We start from the raw sequence: 25,626 nt of genomic DNA on the forward strand, positions 1-25,626 counted from the left end.
GGACAAACTACGCCATTCGCCCGCCCCGGACTTCGAGCAACGCCCCGCGCCGCCGCCCTCCTACCGGTTCGTCCGCAGCAGCGTGCGCATGGTCCGCATCGCCACCGACAGGTTCGCCAGGTCGAACGACTCCGATCCCTGGATCTCCTCCAGCGTGCTGCGCGCCCGCCCCAGGATCGCGGCGTTCTTCGCCTCCCAGGTCTTGAATCGCAGCTCCGGCGTGATCGCCTCGCCCTCCGCCTCCGGCTCCGCCGACAGCACCGCCGCGGTGAGCAGCGCGTGCGCCGCGTACAGGTCCTCGCGGATCGCCGCGCGGGCCATGGACTGCCACCGGTCGGCCCGCGGCAGCTCCACGATGCGGTCCATCAGGTTGCTGATGTGCAGCCGGTCGCCGAGGTCGTAGTACACCTCCGCGACGTCCAGCGGCTCGTGGCCGGTGCGGTCGGCGACGGCCACGATGTCCATCGCCGGGAACGCCGCCGAGAACGTGGCGACCCGCTGCGCCAGCTCGGCCGGGACGCCGTTGTCGGTCAGCTCGTTCTGGTTGCGCTCGTACCACTCCAGGTCGGTGCCGCGCAGCAGCTTCGGCAGCGCCGCCCAGACCTGCCCGATGCGCTCGCTGAAGAAGTCGATCGTCTCGCTCAGTTGCAGGGGCTGCGGCCGGTTGTTGAGCAGCCAGCGGGTGGCGCGCTCGACCAGCCGGCGGGAGTGCAGCCGGATACGGGTCTGGACGTCGGCGGCGATGACGTTGTCGAGGGTCTCGACCTCGTCCCAGAAGTCGCCGAGGTGGAAGATCGCGCGGGCCGCGGTGTGCGCCCGTACGATCTCCTCGGTCGACGCGCCCGTCTCCTCCTTCAGCCGGTGCACGAACGTCGTACCGCCGGTGTTGACCGTGTCGTTGACCAGCACGGTGGTGACGATCTCGCGGCGCAGCGCGTGCGCCCGGATCTGGTCGGGGAAGCGGTCGCGCAGCGGCTGCGGGAAGTACGCGAAGAGCAGCCGCTCCAGGTACGGGTCGTCGGGCAGCCCGGTGGCGACCAGGTCCTCCGCCGTGGTGATCTTCGTGTAGCCCAGCAGCACCGCCAGCTCGGGCTGGGTGAGGCCCAGACCCGCGGTGAGGCGCTCGCGCACCTGCTTCTCGCCGGGCAGGAACTCCAGGTCGCGGTCGAGCGCGCCCTCCTTGCTCAGCTTGCGCATGTACCGGTGGTGGGCCTGGAGCAGGCTGGGGGCCTGCGCGACGGCGTTGGCCAGGGCGGTGTTCTGCGCGTAGTTGTTGCGCAGCACCAGCGCGGCGACCTCGTCGGTCATCTCCCCCAGCAGCTTGTTGCGCTGCTTGACGGTCATGTCGCCGTCGCCGATGACCTGGTTGAGCAGGATCTTGATGTTCACTTCGTGGTCGGACGTGTCCACACCCGCGCTGTTGTCGATCGCGTCGGTGTTGATCTTGCCGCCCTTGCCGTCCGGGCCGCCGAACCGCGCGAACTCGATCCGGCCGAGCTGCGTCAGCCCGAGGTTGCCGCCCTCGCCGACGATCCGCGCCCGTACGTCGGCGCCGTCCACCCGGATCGCGTCGTTCGCCCGGTCGCCCGCGTCGGCCTGGGCCTCCGCCGAGGACTTCACGTACGTGCCGATGCCGCCGTTCCACAGCAGGTCGACCGGCGCCTGGAGGATCGCCTTCATCAGCTCGGCGGGCGTCATCTTCGCGGCGCCGTCACGGATGCCGAGCGCCCGGCGCATCTTCGCGTTCACCGGGATCGCCTTGGCCTTGCGGGAGAACACCCCGCCGCCCTCGGAGAGCTTGCGGGTGTCGTAGTCCTCCCAGGAGGAGCGCGGCAGCTCGAAGAGCCGGCGGCGCTCGGCGTAGGAGACGGCCGGGTCCGGGTCGGGATCGACGATGATGTGCCGGTGGTCGAACGCGGCGATCAGCCGGGTGTGCTCGCTGAGCAGCATCCCGTTGCCGAAGACGTCACCCGACATGTCTCCGATGCCGACGGCGGTGAAGTCCTCCGTCTGGCAGTCCACGCCCAGCTCGCGGAAGTGCCGCTTCACCGACTCCCAGGCGCCGCGGGCGGTGATGCCCATGCCCTTGTGGTCGTAGCCCGCGGAGCCGCCGGAGGCGAACGCGTCGCCGAGCCAGAAGTCGTACGAGACGGCGACCTCGTTGGCGATGTCGGAGAAGGTCGCGGTGCCCTTGTCGGCGGCGACGACCAGGTACGTGTCGTCCTCGTCGTGCCGGACGACGTTCTTGGGGTGCACGACCTCGCCGCCGACGAGGTTGTCGGTGATGTCGAGCATGCCGTAGATGAACGTCTTGTAGCAGGCGATGCCTTCGGCCAGCCAGGCGTCCCGGTCCGCCGACGGGTCCGGCAGCCGCTTGCCGACGAAGCCGCCCTTGGCGCCGGCCGGGACGATGACGGTGTTCTTCACCTCCTGCGCCTTCACCAGGCCCAGGATCTCGGTGCGGAAGTCCTCGCGCCGGTCGGACCAGCGCAGCCCGCCGCGCGCGACCTTGCCGAAGCGCAGGTGCACGCCCTCGACGCGCGGTGAGTACACCCAGATCTCGTACTCGGGGCGCGGCTCGGGGAGGCCGGGGATGGCCTGCGGGTCGAGCTTCAGCGACAGGTACGAGTGCCAGGACTTCCCGTCGCCGTCGTGCTGGAAGTAGTTGGTCCGCAGCGTGGCCTGGATGGCGGTGAGGAACGAGCGCAGGATGCGGTCCTCGTCGAGCGAGGCCACCTGGTCCAGCGCGCCGTTCAGCTCCTCCAGGATGCCGTCCGTCAGCTCCCGCCCGGCGTGCTGCCGCTCCGGCGCCATGCGCGCCTCGAAGAGGCTCACCAGCAGCCGGGTGGTGTGCACGTTGGTCCGGAGGGTGTCCTCCATGTACGCCGGGCTGAACTTCGAGCCGGCCTGGCGGAGATAGCGGGCGTACGCGCGCAGCACCATCGCCTGCCGCCACGTCAGCCCGGCGACGGGTACGAGGGAGTTGAGCCCGTCGTCCTCCGCCTCGCCGTTCCACACCGCGGCGAACGTCTCCTGGAAGCGCTCGCGCGCGTCCTCGCCGACCTCCAGGCCGCCGCCGTTCTGCGACGGCGGGAACTGCAGCCCGAAGTCCGAGACCCACGCGTCGGTGACGCCGCCGCCGCAGCGCAGCACGTACGGCCGCTCCTCGGTGACCTCGACGCCGAGGTTGTGCAGCACGGGCAGCACGCGGGTGAGCGAGAAGGGCGCGCCCGCCCCGTACACCTTCAGCCGGCGCTCGTTGGGCGCGGCGCCCACCGGCTCGTAGAGGCTGAGGGCGAACTCGGCGGTGCCGCCGCGCGAGCTGAGCTTCTCGAAGTGCTGGAGGTCGGAGACGGCGGCGCGGGGCGCGAAGTCCTCCTTGTAGCCCTCCGGGAAGGCGCCGGCGTAGCGGTGCGCCAGCTCGGCGGCGCGCTCCTCGCCGAACTCGGCGACCAGCGCCTCGGTGAAGCCGTCGTTCCAGGAGCGGGAGGCGTCCGCGAGGCGGTTCTCGATGCGGTGGACGTCGGTCTCGGTCAGCTCGCGCAGCCCGGTGCCGGGGTCGACGCGGACGACGAAGTGCAGCCGGGACAGGACCGACTCGGTGTTCCAGGCGGTGAAGTCGACGGAGGTGCCGCCCAGCTCCTCCTTGAGGATGTCGACGAGCCGCAGCCGCACGGAGGTGGTGTAGCGGTCGCGCGGCAGGTAGACGAGCGCCGAATAGTAGCGCCCGTACTCCTCCTGCCGGAGGAACAGCCGCAGCCGGCGGCGCTCCTGGAGGTACAGCACGCTGATGACGATGGACTGCAGCTCCGCGACGGGGATCTGGAACAGCTCGTCGCGCGGGTACGTCTCCAGGATCTGCAGCAGGTCGCGGCCGTCGTGGCTGTTGGGCGTGAAGCCGGCCCGGCTGAGGACCTCGGCGACCTTGCGGCGGACGACGGGCACGCGGCGTACGGACTCGGTGTACGCGGCGGAGGAGAAGAGGCCGAGGAAGCGCCGCTCGCCGACGACGTTGCCTTCGGCGTCGAACTTCTTCACACCGATGTAGTCGAGGTAGGCCGGGCGGTGCACGGTGGCGCGGCTGTTGGCCTTGGTGAGGACCAGCATGCGGTGCTCGCGGGCCTTGGCGCGGACGTCGGCGGGCAGCCGGTGGAAGGACTCGGAGGCGGGCTGCGGCTTGCCGTCGTCCTTGGCGAACGCGGCGTGCGACGGGTCCGCGCGGAGGATGCCGAGGCCGGTGCCGGGGACTGCGGTCAGCTCCTCGCCGTCGCTGTTGACCGTCAGGCGGTACTCCCGGTAGCCCAGGAAGGTGAAGTGGTCGGCGGCGAGCCAGCGCAGCAGCTCCCTGGCCTCCTCGACCTCCTGCGTGGGCATGTCGTCCGGCAGCGGCTCCTCGTCGAGGTCGTCGGCGATGCGCAGGGCGGAGTCGCGCATCTTCTGCCAGTCCTCGACGGCCTCGCGGGCGTCGGAGAGCACGCGCATCAGATCGGCGGTGATCTGCTTGAGGTCCGCGCGGTCGGACTCCCGGTCGATCTCGACGTGGATCCAGGACTCGATGACGGCGTCGTGCGGCAGGTCTTCGAGGCCGCGGGCGTACGGCGGCGAGGCGTTCGGGTCGCGGCCGGCGTCCAGGACCTCCAGCAGCTTGCCGGTGACGTCCCGGCGGACGACGATCTGCGGGTGGATCACCAGATGAATGCCGCGCCCCTGACGAGACAGCTCATTGGTGACAGAGTCCACCAAAAACGGCATATCGTCCGTTACTACCTCAACGACGCTGTGACTGGACGTCCAGCCGTTCTCCTCGACCGTGGGCGTGTGCACGCGCACGTTGGCGGTGCCCTGCGGGCGGTTCTGGGCCAGGCGGTAGTGGGAGAGCGCGGCGCCGAAGACATCGACCGGGTCACGGCCGAGCAGATCCTCGGGCGCGGTATGCAGGTAATAGCGCTGGAGGTACGCGTCGAGGGTCTCGGGAGGCAATCCCCCCTCACCCGTCCCGTCCACCCGCGCGGCGCGCGCGAGCAGCTCGTTCTTGGCTTCAGCCAGCTTGATCTGCATGGTCCTCAGGCTCCTGTCGCGCGCCGTTGCGTGACGGTTCTTGTGGGCCGGGAGTGTTCCCCGGCCCTTGCTGACGAGCGGGCACGGCACCGCGGCCCGGATGCCTCCGGGCCCTGCGCGGCATCGTGCCGGAACGGGAAACGCACCGGTCCGCTTCCGGCCATCATCGGGCGGCGGCACCGGTTTCGCCGATCAGCCGTCCCCCGGTCGGGGTCCCCGGCGCCGACCGACGCCGGGAGGGGCGCGGTGGTGGCCCCGCGGGCCCCGCCTCCGTCGCCCCCATGAGATATCGGGCTGATCACGCCCACCAGGCTATCCCCTTGGGGCCAGGCGCCGTCCACGGCCGAATGTGTACAAACGCAGCCCCCGTTCTTTGACGATCCGCACAGCTTCTCCAGCCTGCGGAGCGTCCTTCACCTGGACTAAAGCCTTCCGTATGGCGCTGTGGAGTCCGGTGGGCCGGGAGGTGGCGAACGTCACCATCGGAGCGTACGAGCGAGGGGTGGAACCCGGTGCCGGACGGGCCGCCCGGGGCGTGTTACGCCGCCAGTTCGTCCGCCGCCGCGACCGCCTCCGCCAGGCTGTCGACCACCGGGACGCCCGCGGCCTCCAGGCTCGCGCGGCTGTGCGAACCGCCGGTGTAGAGCACGGCCCGTACCCCCGCGTGCCGCGCGGCCACGGCGTCGTCCACCGCGTCCCCGATCACGACCGTACGGGCCGGGTCTATGCCCTGGAGCGCGCCGAGGTGGCGCACCATGTGCGTCGCCTTCCCGCTGTCGGACGGGCCGGTGCGGCCGTCGATCCGGACGAAGTGGTCCGCGATGCCGTGCGAACGCACTATCGGCAGCAGTTGCTCGTGCGGCGCGAGGGAGCACAGCGACTGCGTCTGCCCCGCGGCCCGCCGCTGCGCCAGCAGCTCCGCCGCGCCGTCGGCGAGGGCGGCCTCCTCGGCGCGCACCCAGTAGTGCCGGTGGAAGGTCTCGTCCATGATCTCCCACTCCTCCGCCGTCGGCAGCCGGCCCATCAGCCGCTCGTAGAACCGCGGCACCGGAACGCAGTACAGCTCGCGATAGCGCTCCAGCGTGATCGGCGGCAGGCCCAGCTCGGTGAAGGAGGCGTTCGTCGCCTCGATCACCGCGTGGATGTCGTGGAAGAGAGTGCCGTTCCAGTCCCAGACGAGGTGTGTACGCACCCCAGAACGGTAACCGGCCGGTCTGACAACCGGGCCGGAGAGCCGCGCTGGCGGCCCCGGCCGTCCCGTTCGCGTCCGCCGTCCGGTCGGCCCGGTCCCCCGGGCGGTTCGGCGGCTCAGCCGACGAGGTTCCCGATCTCCTGTACGCCGTACCAGAGCAGCTCGTGGTCCTCCGCGCCGTCGACCGTGAACCGCGCGTCGTCGTCCCCGGCGTCCGCGGCGCCCAGCGCGGCCACCGCCGCCGCGACGTCCGCCGCCGCGTCGTCCGCGTCCACGTGCACCGCCGCCGCCAGCTTCAGCGGCACGGCCGCCGCGACCCGCACCTCGCCGATCGCGGCCGGGTCCATCCCCCGATCGGGGTCGGCCGCGGCGGCGCCCTCGGGCAGCTCCACCGCGACCACGACCCGGCGCGGCGGGGCACCGGGAGCGGGGGCGATCGCCAGCAGCCGCAGCGACGCCTGGGCGGCGCGGGTGAGGGCCGCGTACTCCAGCTCTTCGAGGTTGTCCGAGACGTACCACTCGCGCAGCGCCGGGGTCACGGCGTAGGCCACCAGCGGCGCCGGGCCCAGCTCACCGGCCTCGTGCGCCCGCGCCAGGCCGGGCAGGGTCAGGGGGACGTACACGCGCATGGGCGAACTATACGGCGGCGGTCCCCCGTCCGAGTGGGTTGCCCGGGCCCGTGGCGACGGCACCGTGTGCGACGCCCGTCGCAGGCGGGACGGGCCACGGCCGGGCGCCGGAGCGGGCGGGTCACCTGGATCGGTGAATCCTCCGGCGGTCCGGCGAGGGGCGGCGGACGTTGCGGGGTGGCGAGCGGCGCCTGTAGACCTTCGGGCATCGCGAACCACACGCATCACGGGGGTGACAGCGTGACGACCACACGCACCCGGCCCGAAGGCGGGCCGGAGCGGAACGAGCCGGCCGCCGGCACGGCGACCGGGAACGAACGAACCGGGGGCACCGCGGCCGGCCCCTCACACGAACCGGCGCCCGGGTCGCCGTACGACGCGGCACGCGGCCGGAACCCCGCCCGCCGGCCGCCGCGGGCGAAACCCCGGCGGCCCCACGGCCGCACCGCACCGCCGAACCGGCGCGACACCCGGCGCCCCGGGCGTCCGCCCGCGCGCCACCCGGCGGGGGAGCTGCGCCCGCACGAGTGGTTCGCCGAACGGCTGATGCTCGCGCTCAGCGGCCAGCGGCCGATGCACTGGCTCCTCGGCCACACCACCGGCCGCGCCTACGACCAACTCGCCGCGTTCGCCGACGACCTGCCCCTGCGCGACGGGCCCCGCCCGGAGCTGCGGGCCTGCGGCTACTGCCGCCCCGCACCCGACGCCATCGAGGGCTTCGCCCGTATCGCCGTGGGCGACCGGCTCCGCGCCCTGGCCTTCCGCCTGGAACTGGGCCCCGACCACCGCTGGCGCTGCGCTGCGGTCGAGATGGCCCCGGGCCCGGAGCGGGACCGCGCATGACGACGGCGGGGCCGGTCCTTCCGGACCGGCCCCGCCGTGCGGTGACGTACTACGGCATCACTTCTTGCGCCGCTTGCCCTTCGAGCCGCCCTTCTGGGCCCGGCGGCGCTCCGCACGGGTGCGGCCGTCGCCCGAGCCGCCGGCGGTGGCGGACTGGGCGCCGTCGGTGGCCAGCTCGCCCTCCTCGACGCCGCCCTCCGCCGTGGGGGCGGAGAAGTGCAGCCGGTCGGGGCGCTGCGGCTGGTCGAGGCCCTTGGCGAGGATCGCCGGGGCCGGGGTCGCGTCCTGCGGCGCGGCGTCGGCGGGCGCCGCGTCCTGCACCGGGACCTCCTCGACCTGCTGCTCGACCTGGACCTCCAGGTTGAACAGGTAGCCGACGGACTCCTCCTTGATGCCGTCCATCATGGCGTTGAACATGTCGAAGCCCTCGCGCTGGAACTCCACCAGCGGGTCCTTCTGCGCCATCGCGCGGAGCTGGATGCCCTCCTGGAGGTAATCCATCTCGTAGAGGTGCTCACGCCACTTGCGGTCCAGCACCGACAGCACGACCCGGCGCTCCAGCTCGCGCATGATCTCCGAGCCGAGCTGCTCCTCGCGCTTCTCGTACTGCGCGCGCACGTCCTCCTTGATCATGTCCTCGATGAACTCGGGCGTGATGCCCGCCCGGTCGCCCGCGGCCTCCTCCAGCTCCTCGACCGTCACGGAGACGGGGTAGAGCTGCTTGAAGGCCCGCCACAGCCGGTCGAGATCCCACTCCTCGGCAAAGCCCTCGACGGTCTCGGCCTGGATGTAGGCGTCGATGGTGTCGTCCATGAAGTGACGCACCTGCTCGTGCAGGTCCTCGCCCTCCAGCACCCGCTTGCGCTCGCCGTAGATGACCTCGCGCTGGCGGTTCATCACCTCGTCGTACTTCAGGACGTTCTTGCGCGTCTCGAAGTTCTGCTGCTCGACCTGCGACTGGGCGGAGGCGATGGCGCGGGTGACCATCTTGTTCTCGATCGGCACGTCGTCCGGCACGTTGGCCATCGACATGACGCGCTCCACCAACTGCGCCTTGAAGAGCCGCATCAGGTCATCGCCGAGGGAGAGGTAGAAGCGGGACTCGCCGGGGTCGCCCTGGCGGCCGGAGCGGCCGCGCAACTGGTTGTCGATGCGCCGCGACTCGTGCCGCTCGGTGCCCAGCACGTACAGCCCGCCGAGGTCCTTGACCTCCTCGTACTCGGCCTTCACCGCCGCCTCCGCCTTCTCCAGCGCGGCCGGCAGCGCCGCCGCCCACTGCTCGGCGTGCTCGACCGGGTCCAGGCCCTGCTGGCGCAGGTCGGCCTCGGCGAGGTCGTCGGGATTGCCGCCGAGCTTGATGTCGGTGCCGCGGCCGGCCATGTTCGTGGCGACGGTGATCGCGCCCCGGCGGCCGGCCTGGGCGACGATGATGGCCTCGCGGTCGTGCTGCTTGGCGTTGAGCACCTCGTGCTGCACGCCGCGCTTGCTGAGCTGCTGCGAGAGGTACTCGGACTTCTCCACCGAGGTCGTGCCGACCAGCACCGGCTGGCCCTTCTTGTACTTCTCCTCGATGTCGTCGACGACCGCGTTGAACTTCGCCTCTTCGGTCCGGTAGATCAGGTCGGACTGGTCCATGCGCGCCAGCGGCCGGTTGGTGGGGATGGGCACCACGCCGAGCTTGTAGATCTGCTGGAACTCGGCGGCCTCGGTCATGGCCGTACCGGTCATGCCGGCCAGGCCCGGCAGTTCCTTGCCGTCGCGGTCGTGGCGCTTGTAGAGGCGGAAGAAGTTCTGCAGGGTGATCGTGGCGAGCGTCTGGTTCTCGTCCTTGATGTCGACGCCCTCTTTGGCCTCGATCGCCTGGTGCATGCCCTCGTTGTAGCGGCGTCCGGCGAGGATACGGCCCGTGTGCTCGTCGACGATCATGACTTCGCCGTTCATGACGACGTAGTCCTTGTCCTTCTTGAAGAGCTCCTTGGCCTTGATGGCGTTGTTGAGATAGCCGACCAGGGGCGTGTTCACGGACTCGTAGAGGTTGTCGATGCCGAGGTAGTTCTCCACCTTGGCGACGCCCGCCTCATGGATGGCGACGGTCCGCTTCTTCTCGTCCACGTCGTAGTCGCCGGTCTCCTGCTTGCCCAGGCGCGGGTCGCCCGGCTCGCCCTTGGAGAGCCGGGTGACGAGCTTGGCGAAGTCGGCGTACCACTTGGTGGCCTGGTCGGCGGGGCCGGAGATGATCAGCGGCGTACGGGCCTCGTCGATGAGGATGGAGTCGACCTCGTCGACGATCGCGAAGTTGTGGCCGCGCTGCACCAGCTCGTCCTTCGACCACGCCATGTTGTCGCGCAGGTAGTCGAAGCCGAACTCGTTGTTCGTCCCGTAGGTGATGTCGCACTTGTACTGCTCGCGGCGCTGCGCCGGCGGCATGTTGGCGAGGATGCAGCCGACCGACAGGCCCAGGAAGCGGTGGACGCGGCCCATCCACTCGGAGTCGCGCTGGGCGAGGTAGTCGTTGACCGTGACGATGTGCACGCCCTTGCCGGAGATCGCGTTCAGATACGCGGGCAGGGTGCCGACCAGGGTCTTGCCCTCACCGGTCTTCATCTCGGCCACGTAGCCCTCGTGCAGCGCCGCGCCGCCCATGATCTGGACGTCGTAGTGTCGCTCGCCGAGGATGCGGTGGGCCGCCTCGCGCACGGTGGCGAACGCCTCGGGCAGGATGTCGTCGAGGGACTCGCCGTCCTCGTAGCGCTGCTTGTATTCCTCGGTCAGTGCGCGCAGCTCGGCATCGGAGAGGTTGGTGAAGTCCTCTTCGATGGAGTTGACCTGGTCCGCGATGCGGCTGAGCTTGCGCAGGATCTTTCCTTCTCCTGCGCGCATGATCTTTCCGAAGACGGACACTTTGGGCTGGCTCCTTGCCGGTCGGGCCTGGCACGGTCGGGTGCGCTGGTGCGGCCCCTGTCCTCTGGGGCTCCTCTCGGGCCTCGCGGAGCCCACGGCCGCACCGGCCATCGTATGCGAGGACGCGGGCGCCCCGGGAGGTCCAGCCCAGGGACGTTAGGTGCCGTCACCGTACGTGTCAACGTCCGAACCCCGCGGAAAGTGCCGCAAAGGACGCGAGAGGCCGCCGTGACGGGCGGGTGCACGCGGGGGTGGCGGGGCGGAAAAGCCGTGGCGGGGTGGGGGGCGCGGGCGGAGAATCCGTGGATGGAACCCGTCACACTGGACACCGACCGGCTGCTGCTGCGGCCCATGGAAGCCGGCGACATCGACGCCGTCCTGGCCGCCTGCCAGGACCCGGACGTGCAGCGCTGGACGCGCGTACCGTCGCCGTACGGGCGCGGGCACGCGGAGGACTTCGTCCTCAAGGTCGGCCCGGCGGGCTGGCGCGAGGACACCATGTACAGCTTCGGCGTCTTCACCCGCGACGGCGGGGCGCTGGTGGGCTCGATGGGGCTCGTCGGATTCACGCCGTCGCGGCACGCGGAGCGGGTCGCGGAGCTCGGGTACTGGACGGCGCCGGAGCAGCGGCGGCGGGGGTACACGGCGGAGGCGGTGGCGGCCGTGGTGCGGTGGGCGTTCACGGAGGTCGGCATCGACCGGGTGGAGTGGTTCGCCGAGGTGGGCAACGAGCCGTCGCGGGCGGTGGCGCTCCGGGCGGGGTTCACGATGGAGGGCACGCTGCGCTCGTGGTTCGTCAACCACGGCACGCGGCGCGACGCCTGGGTGGGGTCGCTGCTCCCCTCGGACCTGGGTCTGGAGTCGCGGCTGCCGTATCTGCCGGCACAGCCGCAACAGCCGCCGCAGTAGTCGCCGCAGTAGCGGACGCAGCCATAGCCGTGAGTGTCCGAAAGCGCACAGGGTGTCCAACTGTGCTGCTGGCGCGGCCCGCCCGGGAAGCGGACAATCTCCCCCATGGACCCGATCACGCTGGTCACCGAGCGCCTGCTGCTCCGCCCCGCGGAGCCCGGTGACGTCGACGCCGTCCTGGCCGCCTGCCAGGACCCCGGCATCCAGCGCTGGCTGCCGGTCCCGTCGCCCTACGAGCGGGAGCACGCGGAGGAGTATGTACTGAAGATCATCCCCGCCGGCTGGCGCGAGGACCGGCAGTACGACCTGGTTCTCACCGACCTGGAGAGCGGCGCGCTGGTGGGCTCGGCGGGCGTCGGGCGGACGGCCGGGCCGGAGGAGCGGGTCCGCTCGGTCGGCTTCTGGACCGCCCCCGCGCACCGCGGGCACGGGTATGCGGGCGAGGCGGTGGCGGCCCTGGCCCGCTGGGCGTTCACGGATCTGGGCGCGGACCGGCTGGAGTGGCTGGCGCAGGTGGGGAACGAGGGGTCGCGGTCGGTGGCGCGCAAGGCCGGCTTCACGATGGAGGGCGTGCTGCGCTCACGGCTCATCCACCGGGGCGTGCGGCGGGACGCCTGGGTGGCATCCCTGCTGCCGTCGGACCTGGGCCTGGCGCCGCAGGTGCCGTACGGGGCTCCTGCGACGTACCCGGCGCGGACGGCGGGCTGACCCGCAGGCGGGCGGGCCGGGCGCCGGGGCAGGCAGGGCGGCCGCGCAGGCCGGGGCGCCGGACAGGGCTCCCGGACGGGGTTGTCAGTGGCAGCCTCTACGCTCGCCGGCATGACCACGAACGTGTCTCTCTCCGCCGACGACGCCCGCCGTATCGCCCTGCGCGCCCAGGGGCTGCTCGGCGCGCCCGACCGCCGCGCAGGTGCCCGCGGGGTCCTGCGGCGGCTGGGCGCGGTGCAGTTGGACACGATCTCGGTGCTCGCCCGGTCCCACGAACTGGTGCCGTACGCACGCCTGGGCGCCATCGGCCGCGAGGCCGTGGAGTCGGCGTACTGGTCGGGGACGACCGCGTTCGAGTACTGGTCGCATGCGGCCTGCGTCCTCCCCATCGAGGAGTGGCCGCTGTTCGCCTTCCGCCGCCGGGATCGCCGCGCCCGCGGCTACCGCTGGCACCGGCTGCAGGACCCGGAGGGCTCCCGCGCCGCCGTCGTGGACCGGCTGCGCGCCGAAGGGCCGCTGACCTCCACGGATCTGGGCGGGGCGAAGAAGGGCGGCCCGTGGTGGGACTGGTCGGAGACGAAGATCGCGGTGGAGACGCTGCTCGACGCCGGCGAGGTCGTCGTCACGGCCCGGCGGGGCTGGAAGCGGGTCTACGACCTGGCGGAGCGCGCGGTCCCGGACGCCCTGTTCCACGACGATGTGCCGGACGAGGAGTGCATGCGCCGGCTCGTCGCCCAGGCGGGCCGGGCCCTCGGCGTGGCCACGCGCGCGGACCTGGCTGATTATCACCGTCTCAAGGGCGAGCAGGTCGCCGCCGTCGTGGGGGACACGGAGCTGGTCGAGGTGGAGGTCGAGGGGTGGGGCAAGCCGGCGTGGGCCGACCCGGAGGCGCTGGCAGACGCCCCGCGGGGGCGGCACAGGACGACGCTGCTCTCCCCGTTCGACTCCCTGATCTGGGACCGGCCGCGGACGGAGCGGATCTTCGGACTGACGCACCGGCTGGAGGCGTACGTGCCGAAGCCCCAGCGGATACACGGGTATTTCGCCATGCCGGTGCTCGCCGGCGGCAGGCTCGTCGGCCGGGTCGACCCCGGGCGCGAAGGGAACACGCTCGTCGCGCGCCAGGTGACGCTCGGCGCGGACCGGCCGAACGGCGTCACGCCTGCGAAGGCGGTGGAGCCCACGGCGGCGGCGCTCGCGGAGGCGGCGACCTGGGTCGGCGCGCAGTCGGTGCGGGTGGAGCGGGTCAGCCCGCCTGAGCTGCACACGCCGCTCGCGCGGGCGGCGGAGAAGGCCGTGGCCGCGGGCTGAAGCCCCGGCCGCCGGGCCCCGCGGCACCATGGGCGCGCAGGTCCGGGCGCCGCCTCGGCGCCCGTTGGCGTCAGCGGATTTCGAGGATCTTCTCGCGCATCGCGTAGACCACGGCTTCCATCCGGGAGTGCAACTGCAGCTTCTCCAGGATGTTGCGCACGTGGTTTTTCACCGTGTTCTCGCTGATGAACAGCTCTTTGGCGATGTCGCGGTTGTTCATCCCGGTGGCCACGAGCTTGAGCACTTCCAGCTCGCGGTCGGTCAGCCGTGGCGCCGGCACGAGCCGCCGCTCGTCGGTGCGCTGGATCATCGACTTGAACTCGGTCAGCAGCTTCGACGCCATCGACGGGCTGATCTGCGACTGCCCGTCCGCCACGGCGCGGATCGCGGTGGAGACCTCGTCGGTGGAGATCTCCTTGAGCAGATAGCCGGTCGCGCCCGCCTTGATCGCGTCGTAGAGGTCGGCTTCCTCGTCGCTGATCGTCAGCATGATGATCTTCGCGCTGGGGGCGACTTCCTTGATGGCCGTGCACGCCTCGATGCCGCTGCGCCGCGGCATCCGGATGTCCATCAGCACGATGTCGGGAAGGAGATCGGCGGCCTTGTCCACGGCCTCGGCGCCGTCGCCCGCCTCGCCGACGACCTGAATGTCCTCCTCCTGCGCGAGGACGATCTCCAAGCCGCGGCGGAAGAGCTCATGGTCGTCCACGACGAGGACGCGAATCGGCTCCTCCCGGGGACCGACCGTCGCCTTCGGCTCACCAGCTCCGCTCAGCTCGAACTCCGCCACGCTTGCCCCCAGGCACCGACATTGCCGTGCGCGCACATGATTTCACGACCGGGCGGCGGGGTGACGCCCCCGCCGCCCGCCTACCGTCGCCTTTCAGCCGCCCAGGGCGCCCCCTGCACCGTCGGGCAGCGACTCCTCGATCAGATACGGGTCGAGGTGGATCACGCCATAGTCATATGCGTGCCTGCGATAGACAACGCTGGGCAGTTTCTTGTCGGAGTCGACGAAGAGATAGAAGTCGTGCCCCACGAGTTCCATCTCGTAGAGCGCCTGGTCCAGCGTCATCGGCGGGGCGGCGTGGGTCTTCTCCCGCACCACGAGCGGGCCGTCGCCGTCCACCTCCAGCGGGCCGCGGCGGTGGAGCCGGGAGCCGCTCTCCAGCGGCTCGCCCTCCGCGATCGTCTCCATCGACGGGGTCATCAGCTCCCCGTCGTCGGTGAGCTGCGCCGCGTGCGCGACGACCTCGCCCACCTCCGCGGCCGTCCGGCGGTCCTTCCCGGGCCGCCTGGTCTTGCGCTTGTCGTGCTGCTTGCGCAGCCTCGCCTCCAGCTTGGCCGTCGCCAGGTCCAGGGCTGCGTACGGGTCGGCCGCGGCCGCCTCGGCGCGCACCACGGGCCCCCGGGAGTGAACTGTGATCTCCACCCGGTCGCAGCGGTCGGCCAGCCGCGGGTTGTGCTCCTTGGACACCTCGACATCAAGGCTCATCACCTTGCCGTCGAACTTCTGGATCTTGTCCAGCTTCAGCTTCTCGGCCACATGCCGACGAAACCGCTCGGGAACCTCGGTCTTGCGGCCCTTGACGACGATGTCCACGCAGAACTCCGTTCTGGAACGGCTCCGCGTACCGCTGAGCTGACGGGCGAAGCCGGTCCCTTGGTGCGCTCGGGCCCCGGTTCGTGCCGGAGCCTCGGGGTTCTCTGCCGCCGGTCCCTCTGGTCACGGAGGGCCGGCTTTCACCTCCTCCTCCCCCACTGACAAGATCGACACCCCATCGGATCCAGCGGATTCAGCCCATCCACTGTTCTCACAGCCTCCTCACAATCGAACATAGCTCGCCTGAGATGCTGCGGCACCCCCTGAGACGACTGTGGTCCGATCAGGTGCTCATACCTCGTTTCTACCTGCGGAAACGTAAGATTGCAGTCAAGGTGGCGGACACGCGCGACCGGCTTCGAACGCGTCCCGCGGCGCGGCCACGACGGCCGCCGCGAGCCCGCCATGGCAGCCTGCCGCGCGCACGGCCCGCGCCGCCTCCGCGAGGGACGCCCCCGTCGTCAGCACGTCGTCGACGAGCACCACCCGGCACCCGGGCGCGCGCAACCGCAGCGCACCACAGCGCACCACCTCCAGCGCCCCCGAGACGTTCCGCTGCCGCGCCACCGCGCTCAGCCCCGCCTGATCGGCCACCGCCCGCCGCTGCCGCAGCACCGGCAGCAACTCCGCCCGTATCCCGCCCCGCCGCAGCCGCTCCGCCGCCACGAGCGCGAGCCGCCGCACCGGATCGTGCCCCCGCCGCACCACGGCCCCCCGCGCCGACGGCACCGGCACGAGCACCACCCGCTCACCGCCGTCCCCGCACACCCGCACCCCCGCCGCCAGGGCCGTGCCCAGCGGGCGGGCCAGGCGCAGCGCGCCCCGCTCCTTGTGGGCCAGCAGCGCGGACCTCGCCGCGCCCGCATACGCCACCGCCGCATACACCACAGGCAGCCCCCGCGGCCGGGGCCGCGGCACCACACGCCGCACCGCCCCTGCCGTCAGCTCCGCGGCGCACCCCGCGCACAGCAACCCCGCGCCCCGACCCGCCCCGCATCCCGCGCAGCCGGCCGGCAGCATCAACCCCGCCAGTTCCCGCCCTGTCCCCCGCATGCGTCCACCATGCCGCCGCCCACCGACACCCCGCGACCCCTGTGGACAACCGCCCCGGCTGTGGACAACCCGGCGGCCGAACCCGCGCCCGCCTACCCGGGATAGACCGGCGCCGTGCCCCCCTCGCCGCCCAGCACCGCCTTCCAGTACGCGTTCTGCGGCAGCCGCACGATCCCGTCCTCCACCGCCGCCACCAGCGGCTTCGTACCGTCCTCCGCCGCGGCCACCGACGTCACCCCGGTCAGCCCCTGCCCCAGCTCCGCCGCCGGCGGCACCGACCCGTCCGTCGACACCAGCCGCATCTGCTGCACGCCCTCGCTCTCCCGCCCGACGACGAGCAGCCGGCTCTCGCCCGCCCAGGACACGGCCCGCACCTCCTCCAGCGCCCCCGTGTCGCGCAACTGCGCCACCACCGGCACGCCGTCCTTCACCGACACCGCCCCCAGCACCAGCCGGCTCTCCGACCCCTCGCTGACGACCAGCGCGATCCGCGCCCCCTCCGCCGACATCCGCAGCGCCTCGATCCGCCCCTCGAGACCCGTGACGTCGATACGCACCGGATCCGCGGCCCCGCCCGCCATCCAGTACAGGCGCGACTCCCCGCCGACCCGGTCGGCCACCCACAGGTCGCCCAGCCCGTCCCAGCTCGCCGCCGTCAGCCCGTCGCCGCGCTCGACCTGCGCCTCGGTGGCACCGCTGGTCAGCAGCGGCTCCCCCAGCGGCGAGGACTCGTCCAGCGACGACACGTACAGCGCGCGCCCCGTGGCCGTCACACCGGCCGCCTTCTTCTCCGAACGCGCCACCGCCGCCGACCCGATCGCCGGCTTGCCGTCGCCGAGCGGGCTGATCACCGTCGCCGGCCCGGCCTCACCCCCGTCCGGCCCCGACGAGGTCCGCACCAGCCGGTTCTTGGCGTCGATGAAGTACAGCGAGGACGGATGCCGCGCCAGCCGGTCCGGCGCGTACCGCTCGCCCGCCGTCGCGCTCAGGTCGCACAGCTTGGTGTCCCTGGCCGTCAGCAGCTCCACGTTGTCGACGCGCACGCCCTCCTGGCTCTCCGCGGTGTGCAGCACCTGCGCCGCCATCCGCTCGCACGTGTGCAGCCCCGGCTTCGTCTCCAGCGCGAGCCGCACCCGCAGCGTGCCCTCCTCGTCGACCGCCAGCCGCTGGTTCCTCGCCAGCGTGGTGCGCTGCGGGAACGTCGTCTCCGTCACCGAGCCGATCAGCCCGCCCGGCCCGTCGAGCAGCGTGCGCACCGCGTCCGTCACGGGGTCGATCCGCCGCCGTACGTACACGGGGTCGGCCACCAGCGTGTCCCTGCTGCGCGCCGTGAAGTGGTACGTCGACGCCGACTGGAAGGTGCGCTCGAAGTCCGCCCGGCTGATCACCAGCCCCCGCGGCGGATCCACGATCCGCCACTGCCCGGACTTGCCCTCCTTCGACAGCTCGATGTTCAGGTTGTACACCCGCTCATCCGGCGTGTACGTGCCCGCGTCGTTGAGCCACGCGACCTTGTCGCCGCTCAGCTGGACGACCGCCGTGGTCATCGTGTCGCCGTTCACCTGCTTCGGCCCGGGCGTCGGCTGCTCCGCCACCCGGGGCGCCTCGGCCAGCACCGTCGTCTCGCCCGGAGTCCAGGTGCGCGCCTTCTTCGTCAGATACGCCTTGGCGACGGTGGCGTAGTCGTCGCTGCGCAGGGCCTCCAGGAAGTCGGACACGATGCGCTGCGGGCTGGCGCCGGGCTCCGGCCGCTCCGCGTACGTACGCGCGCGTGGATCCTCGCGCTGCTCCGACAGCGGCACCTGGTGCACGCCCCCGCTGTCCGGCATCGACGCGCAGCCGGCGAGGAGCAGGGAGCCGCCGAGGAGCGCGACGGTGACGTAGCGGCGCGCACGGGCCGGCAGCCGGCGCCGGTACGCGCCCGTGGCGCGGGCCGCGGTCCGGCGCCCCCGCCCGCGTACCGCCGACGCCTCTCCCGTACGCCTAGACGCGACCACCGCGCTCCCCCTCGCCGCCGACCTCACTAGGGACCTCACCGCCGTCTGCGCCCCCCTCAGGGGCGCCCTCAGAGCCGTTCTCGGCCCCATCCTCGCCCCGGGCGGCCGGCGCCTCGTCGGCCGCCCCCGCATAGCCGCTCACCCGCCGCCCGCTGCCCGGCAGCGCCGTCGGGTCCGCCTCCGCCCGCGCCGCGGGCCGCGGCGCCGCCGCCCGCGCGGCGGCGGCCGTCCCCCGCCCGCCCTGCGCCGGTACGGTCCCCAGCAGCTCACCGCCCGCGGACCCGCCGACCTTCGTCACGCTCACCGCGCCCGGCTCCTGCGCCTTCCGCGCCGCCCGCCGCGCCCGAGAGTCCTCCGGCTCCAGCGGCACCGGCGAGCCGTGCAGCGGCTCCCCGCCCGTCCGCGGCAGCGTCAGCCGGAACTGCGACCCGCCGCCCGGCTCACCCCACGCCTGCAGCCAGCCGCCGTGCAGCCGCGCGTCCTCCAGCGAGATCGACAGCCCCAGCCCGGTCCCGCCCGTGGTGCGGGCACGGGCAGGATCGGCGCGCCAGAAGCGGTTGAACACCCGCGTCGCCTCGCCGGGCTTCAGCCCCACGCCGTAGTCGCGCACCGCCACCGCGACCGCGCTCTCCGACGCCCCGAGGCGTACGACGACATCGCGGCCCTCGCCGTGCTCCACGGCGTTGACGACCAGATTGCGCAGCACCCGCTCCACGCGCCGCGCGTCGACCTCCGCGATCACCGGCCGCTCGTCGCCCTTGACGAGCAGCCGCCCGCCCTTGGCGTCCGCCAGCATCTGCGCCCCGCCCACGACGCGCCGCACGATCTCCCGCAAGTCGACGGGCTCGGCGTCCAGCGCCGCGGCGCCCGCGTCGAAGCGGCTGATCTCCAGCAGGTCGGAGAGGAGCGACTCGAACCTGTCCAACTGATCAAGCAGCAGCTCCGCGGAGCGCGAGGTCACCGGATCGAAGTCCTCGCGCGCCTCATGGATGACGTCCGCGGCCATCCGCACGGTCGTCAGCGGGGTGCGCAGCTCGTGCGAGACGTCGGAGACGAAGCGGCGCTGCATCCGCGACAGCTCTTCGAGCTGCTGGATCTTCACCTGGAGGTTCTGCGCCATCTTGTTGAACGACTGGCCGAGCCGCGCGATGTCGTCCTCGCCGCTGACCTTCATCCGCTCCTGGAGCCGCCCCGCCGCCAGCCGCTCGGCGATGCCGGCGGCCATCCGCACGGGCGTGACCACCTGCCGTACGACGAGCCAGGCGATGGCCCCGAGCAGCACCACGACGAAGACACCGGCCGTCGCGAGCGTCCCCTTCACCAGGCTCAGCGTCTTCTCCTCCTGGGTGAAGGGGAAGACGAAGTAGAGCTGGTACGGGTTGTTGTTCGGGTCGTTCAGCCGCTTGCCGATGATCAGCGAGGGCTCGCTCTCGGCCGAGCCTCGCTTCCAGACGCGCGCGTACTGCTCGTAGATCCCGGACCCGCCGCCGCGGTCGACCTTCTCGCGCAGATCGGCCGGGATGCTGTCCACCGACGTGTCGTCCGAGACGAGCGAGCCGCGCGGATTGTCGGACGAGCCGGTGGCCTCGTTGTTCACGCTGGAACTCATCACGAGGACGGACACCACGCCCTGCCCGCTGCCCATGAGCTGCTCCACCAGGGCGGCCCGCCACTCCGCGGAGTTCACGGGCGCCGTGGCCTCGCTGCCGCTGCCGGGCTCCTCCGACGCGCCCCGTATCTCCGCCTGCGCGAAGCCGCTCTGCGCCTGCCCGTGCGCGGCACCGAGCTTCGCCTCCAGCAGGCCGTTGCGGACCTGCCCGATGACGACGATGCCGAGCAGCACGACGACGCCCAGCGACATCAGCAGGGTGGTGGCGACCACCCGCAACTGGATGTTCCGCCGGTACAGCTTCGTCGCGATGTGCAACGGGCGGCGCACCCAGCGCACGCACAGCCGGACGAACGGCTGCACCGGCCCACCGGGCACGCCTTCCCGCGGCAGCACGCGGAACACGTCAGCTCGGTCCCGCCTTGTAGCCGACGCCGCGGACGGTCACCACGATCTCCGGCTTCTCCGGGTCCTTCTCCACCTTCGAGCGCAGCCGCTGTACGTGGACGTTCACGAGGCGTGTGTCGGCGGCGTGCCGATAGCCCCAGACCTGCTCCAGCAGCACCTCGCGCGTGAAGACCTGCCACGGCTTGCGCGCCAGCGCCACCAGCAGGTCGAATTCCAGCGGCGTCAGCGCGATCGGCTCCCCGCCGCGCTTCACCGAATGCCCGGCGACGTCGATCACCAGATCGCCGATCGCCAACTGCTCCGGCACCGGCTCCTCCGACCGGCGCAGCCGGGCCCGGATACGGGCCACCAGCTCCTTGGGCTTGAACGGCTTGACGATGTAGTCGTCGGCCCCGGATTCCAGGCCCACGACAACGTCCACGGTGTCGCTCTTCGCCGTCAGCATGACGATCGGCACACCAGACTCCGCCCTGATCAGGCGGCAGACCTCGATACCGTCCCGGCCGGGCAGCATGAGGTCAAGAAGCACCAGGTCGGGCTTCGACTCGCGAAACGCGGCAAGGGCCTTGTCACCGTCCGAGACAAATGACGGCTCGAAGCCTTCCCCGCGCAGCACGATGCCGAGCATCTCGGCCAGTGCGGTGTCGTCGTCGACGACGAGAACGCGTCCCTTCATGACGACATCATCCCATTTACACATCCCATACAGAGAATCCCGTGTCCCAGGTCACGCCCCGGCCACCGCCGGAACGCACCTCTTCCCCTGAAATTCACCCACGGTCAACGCACAACCAGCTCCGCGAGCGAATCCCCCGTCACCGGCGAGGCCACCCCACGCTCCGTGACCACAGCGGTCACCAGCTCCGGCGGGGTGACGTCGAACGCCGGGTTGTACGCCTGCGTACCCGCAGGTGCGACCGCGTAGGTCACCGCGGCCTGTCCCGGACCCGGCCCGGCGGCGTACGGCACGGAGAACTCCGTGACCTCGCCCCCGGCCCGCTGCTCCACCTCGATGGCCGAGCCTTCCGGCGTACTGAAGTCCACCGTCGTCGTCGGCGCGACGACGAGGAACGGAACCCGATGGTAGCGGGCGAGCACCGCCAGCGGATACGTCCCGACCTTGTTGGCCACCGACCCGTCCGCCGCGATCCGGTCCGCGCCCAGGATCACCGCGTCCACCTGCCCGTCCGCGAAGAGCGAGCCGGCGGCGTTGTCCGTCAGCAGCGTGTACGGCATCCCCGCCCGTTCCGCCTCGTACGCGGTCAGCCGGGCCCCCTGGAGCAGGGGCCGGGTCTCGTCCACCCACAGCCGCCGCAGCTCCCCGGACCGGTGCGCCGCGAGCACCACCGCCAGGGCCGTACCCCCGCCACCGGAGACCAGCGCGCCGGTGTTGCAGTGCGTGAGCACGCGATAACCGCCCTGGGGCACCAGTTCGCCGAGGAGCCTCAGCCCGTGCTCGGCCATCCGCGCACTGGCCCGCGCATCATCGGCATGCAGCCGCCGGGCCTCAGCAAGCGCGGCCCCGGCCGCCCCGGCGTCACCGTCCCCGGCCTCCAGGGCGGCGCGGAGGGCGTCCTGCGCCTTCCGTACGCCGTACGCCAGGTTCACGGCGGTAGGCCGCGCCCCGGCCAGCAGCGAGGCGGCCTGGTCGACGTCATCGCCCCGCGCGGCCGCCAACGCAACGCCGTACGCGCCGGCAATACCCAGCAGGGGGGCACCCCGCACGGCAAGCGTCTGTATCGCCCGCACCAACGCCGGCACGTCGGCACAGACCAACTCCACCTCGTCGGCGGGCAGTCGCGTCTGATCCAGCAGGACGACGGCGGGGCCGTCCCTGCCGTCCGACGGCTCTTCCCAACGAAGCGCGGCTATCTCCTCGGCCATTGTCCCAGTCTGCAAGGACCCCGGAAATGACTCAACCCCTGGGCGACAGCCCAGGGGTTGAATCCAAGAATTGTTCGGCGGTGACCTACTCTCCCACACGGTCCCCCATGCAGTACCATCGGCGCGGTCGGGCTTAGCTTCCGGGTTCGGAATGAGACCGGGCGTTTCCCCAACGCTATGACCACCGAAACACTATGAAACTATCCCCCACACCCCGCACCAGACCGGTACAGGTTGTGTTGGGCGGGGTTGTTGTTTCAGAACCCGCACAGTGGACGCAAGCAGCTATGGACAAGCCCTCGGCCTATTAGTACCGGTCACCTCCACCCCTCACAGGGCTTCCAGATCCGGCCTATCAACCCCGTCGTCTACAGGGGGCCTTAACCCCTCATGGGGGTGGGAGTCCTCATCTCGAAGCAGGCTTCCCGCTTAGATGCTTTCAGCGGTTATCCCTCCCGAACGTAGCCAACCAGCCATGCCCTTGGCAGAACAACTGGCACACCAGAGGTCCGTCCGTCCCGGTCCTCTCGTACTAGGGACAGCCCTTCTCAAGACTCCTACGCGCGCAGCGGATAGGGACCGAACTGTCTCACGACGTTCTAAACCCAGCTCGCGTGCCGCTTTAATGGGCGAACAGCCCAACCCTTGGGACCGACTCCAGCCCCAGGATGCGACGAGCCGACATCGAGGTGCCAAACCATCCCGTCGATATGGACTCTTGGGGAAGATCAGCCTGTTATCCCCGGGGTACCTTTTATCCGTTGAGCGACGGCGCTCCCACAAGCCACCGCCGGATCACTAGTCCCTGCTTTCGCACCTGCTCGACCCGTCAGTCTCGCAGTCAAGCTCCCTTGTGCACTTACACTCACCACCTGATGACCAACCAGGCTGAGGGAACCTTTGGGCGCCTCCGTTACCCTTTAGGAGGCAACCGCCCCAGTTAAACTACCCACCAGACACTGTCCCCGATCCGGATCACGGACCCAGGTTAGACATCCAACACGACCAGAGTGGTATTTCAACGACGACTCCACAACCACTGGCGTGGCCGCTTCACAGTCTCCCACCTATCCTACACAAGCCGAACCGAACACCAATATCAAGCTATAGTAAAGGTCCCGGGGTCTTTCCGTCCTGCTGCGCGAAACGAGCATCTTTACTCGTAATGCAATTTCACCGGGCCTATGGTTGAGACAGTCGAGAAGTCGTTACGCCATTCGTGCAGGTCGGAACTTACCCGACAAGGAATTTCGCTACCTTAGGATGGTTATAGTTACCACCGCCGTTTACTGGCGCTTAAGTTCTCAGCTTCGCCACCCCGAAGAATGACTAACCGGTCCCCTTAACGTTCCAGCACCGGGCAGGCGTCAGTCCGTATACATCGCCTTACAGCTTCGCACGGACCTGTGTTTTTAGTAAACAGTCGCTTCTCGCTGGTCTCTGCGGCCACCCCCAGCTCCCCGTGTAAAACGGATCACCGGAAGCGGCCCCCCTTCTCCCGAAGTTACGGGGGCATTTTGCCGAGTTCCTTAACCATAGTTCACCCGAACGCCTCGGTATACTCTACCTGACCACCTGAGTCGGTTTAGGGTACGGGCCGCCATGAAACATCGCTAGAGGCTTTTCTCGACAGCATAGGATCATCCACTTCACCACAATCGGCTCGGCATCAGGTCTCACCCACAATGAGAGACGGATTTACCTGCCTCTCGGGCCACACCCTTACCCCGGGACAACCACCGCCCGGGCTGGACTACCTTCCTGCGTCACCCCATCACTCACCTACTACAAGCTCGGATCACCGGCTCCACCACACCCCGAATCACCCGAAGGATCAACAGGGGGGCTTCACGGGCTTAGCATCACCTGATTCGATGTTTGGCGCTTCACAGCGGGTACCGGAATATCAACCGGTTATCCATCGACTACGCCTGTCGGCCTCGCCTTAGGCCCCGACTTACCCTGGGCAGATCAACTTGACCCAGGAACCCTTAGTCAATCGGCGCACACGTTTCCCACGTGTGTATCGCTACTCATGCCTGCATTCTCACTCGCGAACCGTCCACCACTACCTTCCAGTGCGGCTTCACCCGGCACACGACGCTCCCCTACCCAACAACACACCCGTTAAGGCTATCTGTGCTGCTGACACGACTTCGGCGGTACGCTTGAGCCCCGCTACATTGTCGGCGCGGAATCACTTGACCAGTGAGCTATTACGCACTCTTTCAAGGATGGCTGCTTCTAAGCCAACCTCCTGGTTGTCTCTGCGACTCCACATCCTTTCCCACTTAGCATACGCTTAGGGGCCTTAGTCGATGCTCTGGGCTGTTTCCCTCTCGACCACGGAGCTTATCCCCCGCAGTCTCACTGCCGCGCTCAACTTACCGGCATTCGGAGTTTGGCTAAGGTCAGTAACCCGGTAAGGCCCATCGCCTATCCAGTAGCTCTACCTCCGGCAAGCAACACACGACGCTGCACCTAAATGCATTTCGGGGAGAACCAGCTATCACGGAGTTTGATTGGCCTTTCACCCCTAACCACAGGTCATCCCCCAGGTTTTCAACCCTGGTGGGTTCGGGCCTCCACGACCTCTTACAGCCGCTTCACCCTGCCCATGGCTAGATCACCCCGCTTCGGGTCTAGAGCGTGCAACTCAAACGCCCAGCTAGGACTCGCTTTCGCTACGGCTACCCCACACGGGTTAACCTCGCTACACACCGCTAACTCGCAGGCTCATTCTTCAAAAGGCACGCAGTCACGACGCCATGCACACAAGGTGCATGACGCGACGCTCCCACGGCTTGTAGGCACACGGTTTCAGGTACTCTTTCACTCCGCTCCCGCGGTACTTTTCACCATTCCCTCACGGTACTATCCGCTATCGGTCACCAGGGAATATTTAGGCTTAGCGGGTGGTCCCGCCAGATTCACACGGGATTTCTCGGGCCCCGTGCTACTTGGGAAACAAACAAGCAAGCCATCACGATTTCAACTACGGGGGTCTTACCCTCTACGCCGGGCCTTTCGCATGCCCTTCGTCTATCGCAACGGTTTATCACTCACCTCACAGCCGGCAGACCATGAAAGCTCGCTCCCACAACCCCGCCTGCGCAACCCCTGCCGGGTATCACACACAAACGGTTTAGCCTCATCCAGTTTCGCTCGCCACTACTCCCGGAATCACAATTGTTTTCTCTTCCTGCGGGTACTGAGATGTTTCACTTCCCCGCGTTCCCTCCACACCGCCTATACATTCAGCAGCGGGTGACAGCCCATGACGACTGCCGGGTTTCCCCATTCGGACACCCCCGGATCACAGCTCGGTTGACAGCTCCCCGGGGCCTATCGCGGCCTCCCACGTCCTTCATCGGTTCCTGGTGCCAAGGCATCCACCATGCGCCCTTAAAAACTTGGCCACAGATGCTCGCGTCCACTGTGCAGTTCTCAAACAACAACCCATAAGAGAAACAGACACTCACATGCCCGTACTCTCAGACACCCAACAGTGCGCCAGGCAG

Annotated in this window: 15 protein-coding genes and 2 rRNA genes; 4 read left to right on the forward strand and 13 right to left on the reverse strand. The window is 70.1% G+C overall.

Features of this window, described 5'->3' with window-relative positions; genetic code table 11:
* Positions 1-60 precede the first annotated feature (60 nt).
* The 3 genes from DMB38_RS11365 to DMB38_RS11375 form a co-directional block, all read right to left on the reverse strand.
* Positions 61-5,058 (reverse strand): NAD-glutamate dehydrogenase, encoded by a 4,998-nt coding sequence (locus DMB38_RS11365; RefSeq protein ID WP_206337677.1) that lies wholly within the window; start codon positions 5,056-5,058, stop codon positions 61-63.
* Between the two features lie 538 nt (positions 5,059-5,596).
* Positions 5,597-6,250, reverse strand: coding sequence for an HAD family hydrolase (locus DMB38_RS11370; RefSeq protein ID WP_125935072.1), 654 nt, complete (start codon positions 6,248-6,250; stop codon positions 5,597-5,599).
* A 116-nt stretch (positions 6,251-6,366) separates the two neighbouring features.
* Positions 6,367-6,879, reverse strand: coding sequence for a hypothetical protein (locus DMB38_RS11375; RefSeq protein WP_125935073.1), 513 nt, complete (start codon positions 6,877-6,879; stop codon positions 6,367-6,369).
* 240 nt (positions 6,880-7,119) lie between these two features.
* Between DMB38_RS11375 and DMB38_RS11380 the strand changes: the two genes are divergently transcribed.
* Positions 7,120-7,722, forward strand: coding sequence for an Rv3235 family protein (locus DMB38_RS11380; protein ID WP_125935074.1), 603 nt, complete (start codon positions 7,120-7,122; stop codon positions 7,720-7,722).
* A 57-nt stretch (positions 7,723-7,779) separates the two neighbouring features.
* Here the strand turns inward: DMB38_RS11380 and secA are convergent, their stop codons facing one another.
* Positions 7,780-10,623 (reverse strand): preprotein translocase subunit SecA, encoded by a 2,844-nt coding sequence (secA, locus tag DMB38_RS11385; RefSeq protein WP_125935075.1) that lies wholly within the window; start codon positions 10,621-10,623, stop codon positions 7,780-7,782.
* 306 nt (positions 10,624-10,929) lie between these two features.
* Between secA and DMB38_RS11390 the strand changes: the two genes are divergently transcribed.
* The 3 genes from DMB38_RS11390 to DMB38_RS11400 all read left to right on the forward strand — a co-directional run bounded on the left by DMB38_RS11390 (position 10,930) and on the right by DMB38_RS11400 (position 13,551).
* On the forward strand, positions 10,930-11,532 hold the full coding sequence (locus DMB38_RS11390; RefSeq protein WP_125935076.1) for a GNAT family N-acetyltransferase: 603 nt from the start codon (positions 10,930-10,932) through the stop codon (positions 11,530-11,532).
* Positions 11,533-11,637: 105 nt separating this feature from the next.
* Positions 11,638-12,240 carry a GNAT family N-acetyltransferase gene (locus tag DMB38_RS11395; RefSeq protein WP_125935077.1) on the forward strand — a complete coding sequence of 201 codons (603 nt, stop codon included), beginning with the start codon at positions 11,638-11,640 and terminating at the stop codon, positions 12,238-12,240.
* Between the two features lie 111 nt (positions 12,241-12,351).
* Positions 12,352-13,551 carry a crosslink repair DNA glycosylase YcaQ family protein gene (locus DMB38_RS11400; protein WP_125935078.1) on the forward strand — a complete coding sequence of 400 codons (1,200 nt, stop codon included), beginning with the start codon at positions 12,352-12,354 and terminating at the stop codon, positions 13,549-13,551.
* Between the two features lie 70 nt (positions 13,552-13,621).
* Here the strand turns inward: DMB38_RS11400 and DMB38_RS11405 are convergent, their stop codons facing one another.
* The 9 genes from DMB38_RS11405 to DMB38_RS11445 all read right to left on the reverse strand — a co-directional run bounded on the left by DMB38_RS11405 (position 13,622) and on the right by DMB38_RS11445 (position 25,524).
* Positions 13,622-14,341 (reverse strand): response regulator transcription factor, encoded by a 720-nt coding sequence (locus tag DMB38_RS11405; protein ID WP_027773850.1) that lies wholly within the window; start codon positions 14,339-14,341, stop codon positions 13,622-13,624.
* Positions 14,342-14,434: 93 nt separating this feature from the next.
* Positions 14,435-15,154, reverse strand: coding sequence for a ribosome-associated translation inhibitor RaiA (gene raiA / locus DMB38_RS11410; RefSeq protein WP_125935079.1), 720 nt, complete (start codon positions 15,152-15,154; stop codon positions 14,435-14,437).
* A gap of 330 nt (positions 15,155-15,484) precedes the next feature.
* A complete protein-coding gene (locus DMB38_RS11415) occupies positions 15,485-16,084 on the reverse strand; it encodes a phosphoribosyltransferase family protein (protein ID WP_125938960.1) in 600 nt (199 codons plus the stop codon).
* A gap of 215 nt (positions 16,085-16,299) precedes the next feature.
* A complete protein-coding gene (locus DMB38_RS11420; protein ID WP_240662125.1) occupies positions 16,300-18,204 on the reverse strand; it encodes an LpqB family beta-propeller domain-containing protein in 1,905 nt (634 codons plus the stop codon).
* Positions 18,191-20,218: an MtrAB system histidine kinase MtrB gene (mtrB, locus tag DMB38_RS11425; protein ID WP_125935081.1), complete on the reverse strand. Its 2,028-nt coding sequence runs from the start codon at positions 20,216-20,218 to the stop codon at positions 18,191-18,193. The genes DMB38_RS11420 and mtrB overlap by 14 nt, the downstream gene beginning before the upstream one ends.
* Before the next feature lies 1 nt (position 20,219).
* A complete protein-coding gene (gene mtrA, locus DMB38_RS11430; RefSeq protein ID WP_018840454.1) occupies positions 20,220-20,897 on the reverse strand; it encodes a two-component system response regulator MtrA in 678 nt (225 codons plus the stop codon).
* 104 nt (positions 20,898-21,001) lie between these two features.
* Positions 21,002-22,105, reverse strand: coding sequence for an S-methyl-5-thioribose-1-phosphate isomerase (gene mtnA / locus DMB38_RS11435; protein WP_125935082.1), 1,104 nt, complete (start codon positions 22,103-22,105; stop codon positions 21,002-21,004).
* 72 nt (positions 22,106-22,177) lie between these two features.
* Positions 22,178-22,294 (reverse strand): 5S ribosomal RNA (rrf, locus tag DMB38_RS11440).
* A 98-nt stretch (positions 22,295-22,392) separates the two neighbouring features.
* Positions 22,393-25,524, reverse strand: a 23S ribosomal RNA gene (locus tag DMB38_RS11445).
* Between the last annotated feature and the right edge of the window lie 102 nt (positions 25,525-25,626).

Source organism: Streptomyces sp. WAC 06738, from assembly GCF_003945505.1.
Taxonomy (GTDB): domain Bacteria; phylum Actinomycetota; class Actinomycetes; order Streptomycetales; family Streptomycetaceae; genus Streptomyces.

Bases quoted from the DNA above. Each gene is read 5' to 3' on its own strand.
- DMB38_RS11365 (WP_206337677.1), bottom strand. From the start codon at position 5,058: ATGCAGATCAAGCTGGCTGAAGCCAAGAACGAGCTGCTCGCGCGCGCC.
- DMB38_RS11375 (WP_125935073.1), bottom strand. From the start codon at position 6,879: ATGCGCGTGTACGTCCCCCTGACCCTGCCCGGCCTGGCGCGGGCGCAC.
- DMB38_RS11390 (WP_125935076.1), top strand. From the start codon at position 10,930: ATGGAACCCGTCACACTGGACACCGACCGGCTGCTGCTGCGGCCCATG.
- DMB38_RS11395 (WP_125935077.1), top strand. From the start codon at position 11,638: ATGGACCCGATCACGCTGGTCACCGAGCGCCTGCTGCTCCGCCCCGCG.
- DMB38_RS11400 (WP_125935078.1), top strand. From the start codon at position 12,352: ATGACCACGAACGTGTCTCTCTCCGCCGACGACGCCCGCCGTATCGCC.
- mtrA (WP_018840454.1), bottom strand. From the start codon at position 20,897: ATGAAGGGACGCGTTCTCGTCGTCGACGACGACACCGCACTGGCCGAG.
- mtnA (WP_125935082.1), bottom strand. From the start codon at position 22,105: ATGGCCGAGGAGATAGCCGCGCTTCGTTGGGAAGAGCCGTCGGACGGC.